Source organism: Clostridium sp. C8-1-8, from assembly GCF_009928445.1.
Lineage (GTDB): Bacteria > Bacillota > Clostridia > Clostridiales > Clostridiaceae > Clostridium_AR.
Genome location: NZ_JAABNO010000058.1, coordinates 1 through 8,183, shown reverse-complemented (window position 1 = coordinate 8,183; position 8,183 = coordinate 1). Strand labels below are relative to the sequence as shown.

Annotated in this window: 7 protein-coding genes and 1 pseudogene; all 8 read left to right on the top strand. The window is 33.1% G+C overall.

What is annotated here, in order from left to right; all coding sequences use genetic code 11:
- A partial coding sequence (locus tag GXK57_RS25895) for a hypothetical protein (RefSeq protein WP_202127793.1) occupies window positions 1-978 on the top strand: 978 nt, incomplete at its 5' end.
- Window positions 979-1,027: 49 nt separating this feature from the next.
- Window positions 1,028-1,330, top strand: a complete 303-nt coding sequence (locus tag GXK57_RS25890) for a hypothetical protein (RefSeq protein WP_160680904.1) — start codon at window positions 1,028-1,030, stop codon at window positions 1,328-1,330.
- A gap of 502 nt (window positions 1,331-1,832) precedes the next feature.
- On the top strand, window positions 1,833-4,274 hold the full coding sequence (locus GXK57_RS25885; protein WP_160680903.1) for a polymorphic toxin-type HINT domain-containing protein: 2,442 nt from the start codon (window positions 1,833-1,835) through the stop codon (window positions 4,272-4,274).
- A gap of 13 nt (window positions 4,275-4,287) precedes the next feature.
- Complete coding sequence (locus GXK57_RS25880) at window positions 4,288-4,872, top strand: hypothetical protein (protein ID WP_160680902.1); 585 nt, start codon at window positions 4,288-4,290, stop codon at window positions 4,870-4,872.
- 458 nt (window positions 4,873-5,330) lie between these two features.
- The gene (locus GXK57_RS25875) at window positions 5,331-6,212 is read left to right on the top strand and encodes an ankyrin repeat domain-containing protein (protein ID WP_160680901.1); all 882 of its coding nucleotides are present in this window, start codon (window positions 5,331-5,333) and stop codon (window positions 6,210-6,212) included.
- A gap of 265 nt (window positions 6,213-6,477) precedes the next feature.
- Complete coding sequence (locus GXK57_RS26760) at window positions 6,478-6,855, top strand: phage integrase N-terminal SAM-like domain-containing protein (protein ID WP_243156526.1); 378 nt, start codon at window positions 6,478-6,480, stop codon at window positions 6,853-6,855.
- Window positions 6,856-7,047, top strand: a complete 192-nt coding sequence (locus GXK57_RS26755; protein WP_279285537.1) for a tyrosine-type recombinase/integrase — start codon at window positions 6,856-6,858, stop codon at window positions 7,045-7,047.
- A 321-nt stretch (window positions 7,048-7,368) separates the two neighbouring features.
- A pseudogene (locus tag GXK57_RS25865) lies at window positions 7,369-8,183 on the top strand (Ig-like domain-containing protein); the annotation flags it as partial.

Sequence of the window (8,183 nt, the reverse complement as noted above, 5' to 3'; positions counted from 1 at the left end):
GAAATAGAAGTAGCAGAATTAGCCAACGGCGATCATACAGTAACTGCAATAACTAGAGGCAATGACGGAAGTTATGCACAACAGACTATGGGCTTTAGTGTAAACTCAAGTAATAGCGGAAGTGAAGTAACTGGTTTAACAATGACAGCAAGTTTTTTTGGTGGTATAAAAGATGCTATCGCAGATAATGTACAAGGTATATGGAAACTTATAACCAATCTTAAGCAGATTCCAGGGTTAGTAGAGTTTGCAGTAAAAGCTGGTATGGATGATACAGAAGAGCATCAAATGCTGCAAGGTATGGTATTAGGTGAACTGGTAGATATGTCGCTCAAATATTCATATGGTGATAGAAATGTAAAAGCAAGATTTTTTGGGCGTGCAGTTGGAGAGATAATAATAGCTCTAGCAGGATTCAAAGGAATACCTAAAGCATTGGAAGCACTAAAAGGTGTATCTAAAGTTATGAAGCTTGAAACGGTAATTGGTAAGATAAGTAAAGGTGCTAAAGCCGAGGAAGTGGTTAGCCTTATTGAGGGGGCCACTGAAGCGTATGCTGAAGCTGGCGAGGAAAGAGCATTATCCTTATCAACTAGATTTTTGAATAAAACTGATGCCTTATGGATAAGAGCTGAAAAGGTACAGCCACTTGAAGGTTTTCAGGATATTTTTTGCCATGCTGATAAATATAGTTTAGTTTGGAGAGATGCTGCTGGAAATGAAACAATTGTTTCAGCAGAACAATTTTGTAAAATATTACAAGATAGTCCTGTTTATAAAGGTGGTAATATAAGATTAATGGCCTGTGAGAGTGGAGCAGATGGGGCTATTGTAGCACAGTATGTAGCAGATTATTTTGGTATAGATGTTTGGGCACCATCAGATAAGTTGTGGTTAGATTTTGATGGAAACATTACTATTGGTCCTAATGAATATACTAACAATGGTGAGTGGAGGCTATTTAGCCCCAAAAAATAAAGATATAATAATAAATAATATTAGTAAAATTAAATTAGAGAGGTGTAATATGATTTTTATAGGGCAAACATATGAAAATTATAAAGATAATAGGTATCCATTGATAAAGGATTTAATAAATAAGCCTATTATAGAGAAGGAAAAAATAATAAAGTATATGAAGGAGTGTAAAATTACTGCTGTTTCACCTGCAATAGTTACAGATTTAATTAATCCTGAAAATAAAATCATAGGACTTTATTCAATGAATGATGGAAAATATGCATGGAATTCTGACTTGATTTACTATTTAGAAAAATATGATATGGAATTACCCGAAGAATTTATAGAACATGTATTAAGGCAGACTTAACCGGACACTGAAAACTTTGAAATACTTATTTTTGACTGCAAAATTGGGAAATATCTTTCTGAAAAACTTAAAATCGGCACATGATAAAGTTAAATCCATTAGTGTCCTTACTTCTCAGTAGTCTTGCAGTAAGTAGCCCTACTACAAAATCTTAATAATGCAGTGTGCCGTAACTAAAAGAAAAGCTAAATATATATTATTGCAATGATAAGAGTCAATGTTTCTAATGAAGAAGCATTGGCTCTTTTCAATTCAGAGAAATTGAAAGGAGTAAAGATGATGTGTAAAATAATTGAAGATTTCAAGATGAACCTAATTGAGTATGGTAAGAGTCTTAAGACAATAGAAAGCTATGTTGGTGACATGAAGAAAGTTAAGGATAGGTAAAAATAGCTTATGGTTCAGAGAAACAAGTGGAGGTATACGCTGATGATGAAGTTGATCTCAGAAGATAACAAATGCTTTCCTAAATATATTGAAAAATAAAAAGGTTACTGATACAATGACTGGGCCGATAAGCTATAAGGCTCATGTGGAAAATATAGGCTGGAAGAATTATGTATCAGAAGGGCAAATTGCTGGAACAGTAGGACAAGGTCTTAGAGTTGAAGCCATAAATATTAATAGAGGTGGATTGCCACAAGGAGCTAGAATAAAGTATCAGGTACACGTTCAAGACATAGGCTGGATGGACTATGTCTATGATGGAGCAGATGCAGGTACCATGGGACGCAGCTTAAGAATAGAAGCTATGAGAATGCAGTTAGAAAATGCACCAGCAGGCTACCATATACAATATCAAGTACATGTGCAGGATAAGGGATGGATGGATACTGTAAGTGATGGACAGTTGGCAGGAACCACTGGTGAAAGTAAGAGAATAGAAGCCTTTAAAATCAATCTAGTACAAGACTTAATTCCAAGAATGAATATTGATGCACCAACTGAAGGGCAAAGCCTAAACAGTAGTTTAAGAGTATACGGATGGTCTTTACACAAAGGTGGAGTAAGTCAAGTTAAGGTATATATAGACGGAAACTTTGTAGGCAATGCAAATACTGGGGGAACAAGACCAGATGTGAAGAATGCCTTCCCGCAGTATGATAATGGAGAGAACAGTGGTTTTGATTATAATTTAGATATAAACTCTATAAAGTCAGGAAATCACAATATAAGGATAGATTCAATAGGAAATGACGGAAGTACAATAAGCCAAAACAGAAACTTTACTGTGACAAAAGATGAAGCAAGGCTTAATATTGATGATATAAAGACATTTAACAAATACAGTGATAATTTAAAAGTTAGAGGTTGGTCAATAAACCCTTCAGGTGTAAAAGCGGTAGATATACTCATAGATGGAAAGTTTAAGAACTATGCAGTAATAGGTTTATTAAGAAGAGATGTAAAGGATGCATATCCTAGTTATCCAAATGCAGATAATAGCGGTTTTGAGTACGAAATAGAAGTAGCAGAATTAGCCAACGGCGATCATACAGTAACTGCAATAACTAGAGGCAATGACGGAAGTTATGCACAACAGACTATGGGCTTTAGTGTAAACTCAAGTAATAGCGGAAGTGAAGTAACTGGTTTAACAATGACAGCAAGCTTTTTTGGTGGCATAAAAGATGCTATCGCAGATAATGTACAAGGTTTATGGAAACTTATAACCAATCTTAAGCAGATTCCAGGGTTAGTAGAGTTTGCAGTAAAAGCTAGTATGGATGATACAGAAGAGCATCAAATGCTGCAAGGTATGGTATTAGGTGAACTGGTAGATATGTCGCTCAAATATTCATATGGTGATAGAAATGTAAAAGCTAGATTTTTTGGACGTGCAGTTGGAGAGATAATAATAGCTCTGGCAGGGTTCAAAGGAATACCTAAAGCATTGGAAGCACTAAAAGGTGTATCTAAAGCTGCGAAACTCGAAGGGATAATAGGTGAAATAAGTAAAGGCGCTAAAGCAGAAGAAGTAGTTACTCTTATTGATGGAGTGGCTGAAGCTGAATCTAATATTATGAGAATATTAGAAGCTGAGCCAGATGCAGTCTTTGAATATATTACAGAAACAACTGATGCAGGAAAATATATTAAATGTAAAACTATTGATGGTGTTGAATTAGAAATACCAAAAAACGAACTTTCAGAGGAAGCAGTAGAATGTCTTGAGAATGGTTGCTTTACAGGAGAAACTTTAGTTGAAACTTCTACAGGGTTAAGAAGAATAGATAGCTTAAATGAGGGCGATTTAGTACTTTCAGAAGATGTAAAAACAGGGAAACAAGACTATAAAAAGATATTGACTGTTTATAAAAAAACAACTAATGAACTATATGTAATTAATATAGATGGAAAAAGAATAACTACAACATCTTCGCATTTATTTATGATGGAAAAAGGATTTTGGAAGTCAGCTAAGAACATTGTAGTAGGAGATAAAATCGAAGATGCCTATGGAAGCACAAAAGAAGTAAGGGGTATTGAGATTAAAAAATTAGACAACTATACTAGAATCTATAATCTCAATGTGGAAGATTATCATACTTATTTCGTAGGTAATGATGAACTATTAGTTCATAATAAATGTATTAAAACACCTACTTCAAAATTGAGAGATCTATGGAAGGCGTATACTGGAAAGGATTCAACAGGGGAAATTCATCATGGGTTGCCAGAAGAATTTAAAGATTGGTTTGCAACAAAAGGGCTGGATGTAAATAGTCCTGAGTATTTCTTTGACTTACCAGAGGATATACATAGGCTTAAAATAGGAGATGGGATACACACTAATAACTCACCACTAGGGAAAACATGGAACACTGTTTGGGCTGAGTTTAAAAAGGACTATCCTAATGCCTCTCCTGAGCATATACTTGAAAAGTTGGATGAAATGGCGAATATTTGTGATATAAATAAGTATAAAGCAGTTAAAAAATAAGGAGGATATGAAAATGGAGTTTTATATAATGAGACCTTCATATAATAATTATGCAATGGCTATAGAGCTAGAGAGCCCAAAAAAGATAATAAGGTGTGAAAAGTGTGGTAGTATAGAATCAATTTTGATTGATAAGCTAAAAGTCTGTATGAAGGGAGAAAAGGTTGGAGATTATTATGGAGCAACATTTGATATAATTAGTGGTAGATTACAGCAACTACTGAAAAATGAAAATATTGATGGATATGAACTTCGAGATGTAGATATAGAGGATTGGGTTGATAATGGGTATAATAGTATTGATATTGATTATAGTGATTTAAAGGCAATAATTCCTAAAAGTAGTTGTGGATGTTTAAGACATAAGGATGGTAGGATTATTGAAAAGTGCCAAGCGTGTGGTACGATGATTTATAAAAAGCGAAAAGAAGTAGAGGGACTAGGTATAGATTTAGAGGTATGGGATAAGTCAGATATATTTTGTTATGACAATTGGAAAGGAAACTTAATTGTAACTGAACGACTAAAGAAATTAATAGAAAAAGGGAAGTATAAGAATATACAATTTATAAATATTAAAGATTTTAGGTTTTCTTGATATTAAATAGTTTATAGGCATAAATTATCATATATTTTCCTCGGTACTAATGGGAAGTATAAAAAAAACAGGAATTGCATTAAAGAATTAGTTTCATATGATATAAACAATATGGCTAGTTGGAACAACATAAAGCTATATCCAATAATATTAATAAACTAGTTAAAAGATTAAATTAATCAGCTGAAATATAAGTAGGCTGGTTAATTATCTTTTTATAGCTAAATAAATACATTCTATTGCAAGAACAATTGACTCTAAAACCATTGGAAATAGTGAAATCGCTGAATATTTTGATAGAGAATTCATTCAGATAAGATAAGTGCATTTAATTATTTTGATTATAGTAATAATACAGTAGTATGTGCTTGGTGCTACAGCGAAAGGTCGGCTGCAGTTCTGAAAGCACTCGGATTAATAAAATAAAGAAATGAATACTTAAGAAAGGATATTTTAGCATGAAGTATTTTGAGGATTTTACCAATTATTCGTACCTATATCATGAGAATTCTAAAAATATAGGTTGGTTAGATAGCTACCATTCATACCAGAAAGGAGAAGTTAGTGAAGAATTCCTAGATAAATTATGGAGTTATCTCAATGTAAAGATAAACCATGTAAGAGGAATTAATAATTGTAGTCTATGTCCTATAGAATATAAAAGAGATTCTGAAGTAAAGCATAATGGGCAATCAATAAGAGTTGGCTTTGCTGAAATAAGAGTATTAGATGAAGATGGGACTACTTCATACGCTGCTCCAGATATAATATACCATTCAATATTAAATCATGGATATCTACCGCCGAATGAATTTATTGAAGCAGTGTTAAAGGGACCCAAACCACATACACCTAAATATGAAGAATTTTTGGCTTCACAAAGGAAGTATGTGTTGCACGGAGAGTATATTAAGAACATACATATTGCTCAACTTGGAGGTAATGAAGATTACATAAAAGTTACCGAAGAGTTTCATTCAGCTATAGTTCAAAATAATTTAAAGCGAATTAATGAACTTATTAATTCCTGTAAAGAGAAATTAACAACAATTGTAGATTTAAGTGCATGGCTATTTATTGCAGCATCAGAGGGGAAACTAGAAATATTTAAACATCTATTAGGTTGCAATGCTAAGGTAGATGTTAGTAAACCAGAAAGTAATCCGTTATTTGGGGCTATTTCTGGTGGACATATACACATTGTGAAGTTATTGATAGAAAGTGGAATAGATATTTCTATACAATATAGTAACCCATTTATGAAAAATAAAGATGCTTTAGCTTTTGCACAAGAAAAGGGTCAGGTTGAAATAGTTGGTTTGTTGAAATCTCATATTTGAACAAAGAGCATAGGTAAAAAATATAAACAACTGACTACGGAATTTTGAAATAACTAACTACAATAAAATAGAAAACTATAAAAAGTTTTAACTTACAATATTTCCTAGGGATTCAGTAAATTAACTTTTACTACATAATTTCAATAATGCAGTAAGATGTAACAAAAGTAAAAATCAAATATATATCATAGCAATGAAGGCTAACGCTGATAAAAAGGCGTTAGCCTTTTTCTATTTCCTAAAATATTGAAAGGGGTAAAGAGCAATGATAAATGAATTGGTAAAGAAATTCAAAATGCATCTACAGGAGGATGGTATGAGCCCTAAAACAATAGAAAGCTATGTTGGAGATACTTGTGCATTTGTAACATTTCTTGAAGAAAAGGGAGTGGATTTCAATGGAGAAATGAAGAGATTCTACATCACCAGCTATAGGAACTATCTCCTTGAAAATCAGTATGAAATATCAACCATTAGTAAAAAGGTCAACAGTATTTATTCTTTCAATAGGTATTTGGTTGATAGTGGTTGCACGAAAGATATTGTTGTTGACATTGCCAAAGATAGAGTAAAGCTAGCCTACGGTTCTGAAAGACAGGTTGAGGTACTAACAGATAAGCAAGTAGAACAAATATTATTCTAAATCCAAAATGTTGAGAAGGTTAGTAAAAGAAATAGGATGATAATTCTCCTACTTATCTACACAGGGTTAAGGGTAAGTGAACTTTGTGATATCAAGGCAAAGAACATAGATTTTCTTACAGCACAACTAAGGGTTTTTGGAAAAGGAGGTAAGGTAAGAGAATTACCACTAGAATTAGACTTTGCCGATTAAATTAAATAATATATCAAGGATATAGATTACAATCTAAGAGACTCAGGATATTTTCGCTACAAAATTAATATATGTCTTAATGCATATTTTTAATAATGCATTAAGCTACAGCAGAAGTAAAAATAAAATTTTATAGGTAATGCAAATATTGGTTGCTCAAGACCAGATATAAAGAGTGCCTTTCCGCAGTATAATAATGCAGAGAACAGTGGTTTTTATTATGACTTAGATATAAACTCTATAAAGTCAGGAAATCACAATATAAGGATAGATTCAATAGGAAATGACGGAAGTACGATAAGTCAAAACAGAAACTTTACTGTGACAAAAGATGAGGCAAGGCTTAATATTGATGATATAAAGAAAGTTGAAAATAGCAATAATTTAAGGGTTAGAGGGTGGTCAATAAATCCATCAGGAGTGAAATCAGTACAAATACTCATAGATGGAAAGTTTAAGAACTATGCAGTAATAGGTTTATTAAGAAGAGATGTAAAGGATGCATATCCTAGTTATCCAAATGCAGATAATAGCGGTTTTGAGTATGAAATAGAAGTAGCAGAATTAGCCAACGGCGATCATACAGTAACTGCAATAACTAGAGGCAATGACGGAAGCTATGCACAACAGAGAATGGGCTTTAGTGTAAACTCAAGTAATAGTGGAAGTGAAGTAACTGGTTTAACAATGACAGCAAGCTTTTTTGGTGGCATAAAAGATGCTATCGCAGATAATGTACAAGGTATATGGAAACTTATAACCAATCTTAAGCAGATTCCAGGGTTAGTAGAGTTTGCAGTAAAAGCTAGTATGGATGATACAGAAGAGCATCAAATACTGCAAGGTATGGTATTAGGTGAACTGGTAGATATGTCGCTCAAATATTCATATGGTGATAGAAATGTAAAAGCTAGATTTTTTGGACGTGCAGTTGGAGAGATAATAATAGCTCTAGCAGGGTTCAAAGGAATACCTAAAGCATTGGAAGCACTAGAAGGTGTATCTAAAGTTATGAAACTTGAAACGGTAATTGGTAAGATAAGTAAAGGTGCTAAAGCCGAGGAAGTGGTTAGCCTTATTGAGACCAGCTATGTGAAGTCAATAGATTTTTCAAAATTGGGTACTGGAAATGTTGG

Excerpts from the sequence above, each read along its gene's own strand:
- GXK57_RS25885 (WP_160680903.1), top strand. The coding sequence starts at position 1,833 with ATGACTGGGCCGATAAGCTATAAGGCTCATGTGGAAAATATAGGCTGG.
- GXK57_RS26760 (WP_243156526.1), top strand. The coding sequence starts at position 6,478 with ATGATAAATGAATTGGTAAAGAAATTCAAAATGCATCTACAGGAGGAT.
- GXK57_RS25875 (WP_160680901.1), top strand. The coding sequence starts at position 5,331 with ATGAAGTATTTTGAGGATTTTACCAATTATTCGTACCTATATCATGAG.
- GXK57_RS25890 (WP_160680904.1), top strand. The coding sequence starts at position 1,028 with ATGATTTTTATAGGGCAAACATATGAAAATTATAAAGATAATAGGTAT.
- GXK57_RS25880 (WP_160680902.1), top strand. The coding sequence starts at position 4,288 with ATGGAGTTTTATATAATGAGACCTTCATATAATAATTATGCAATGGCT.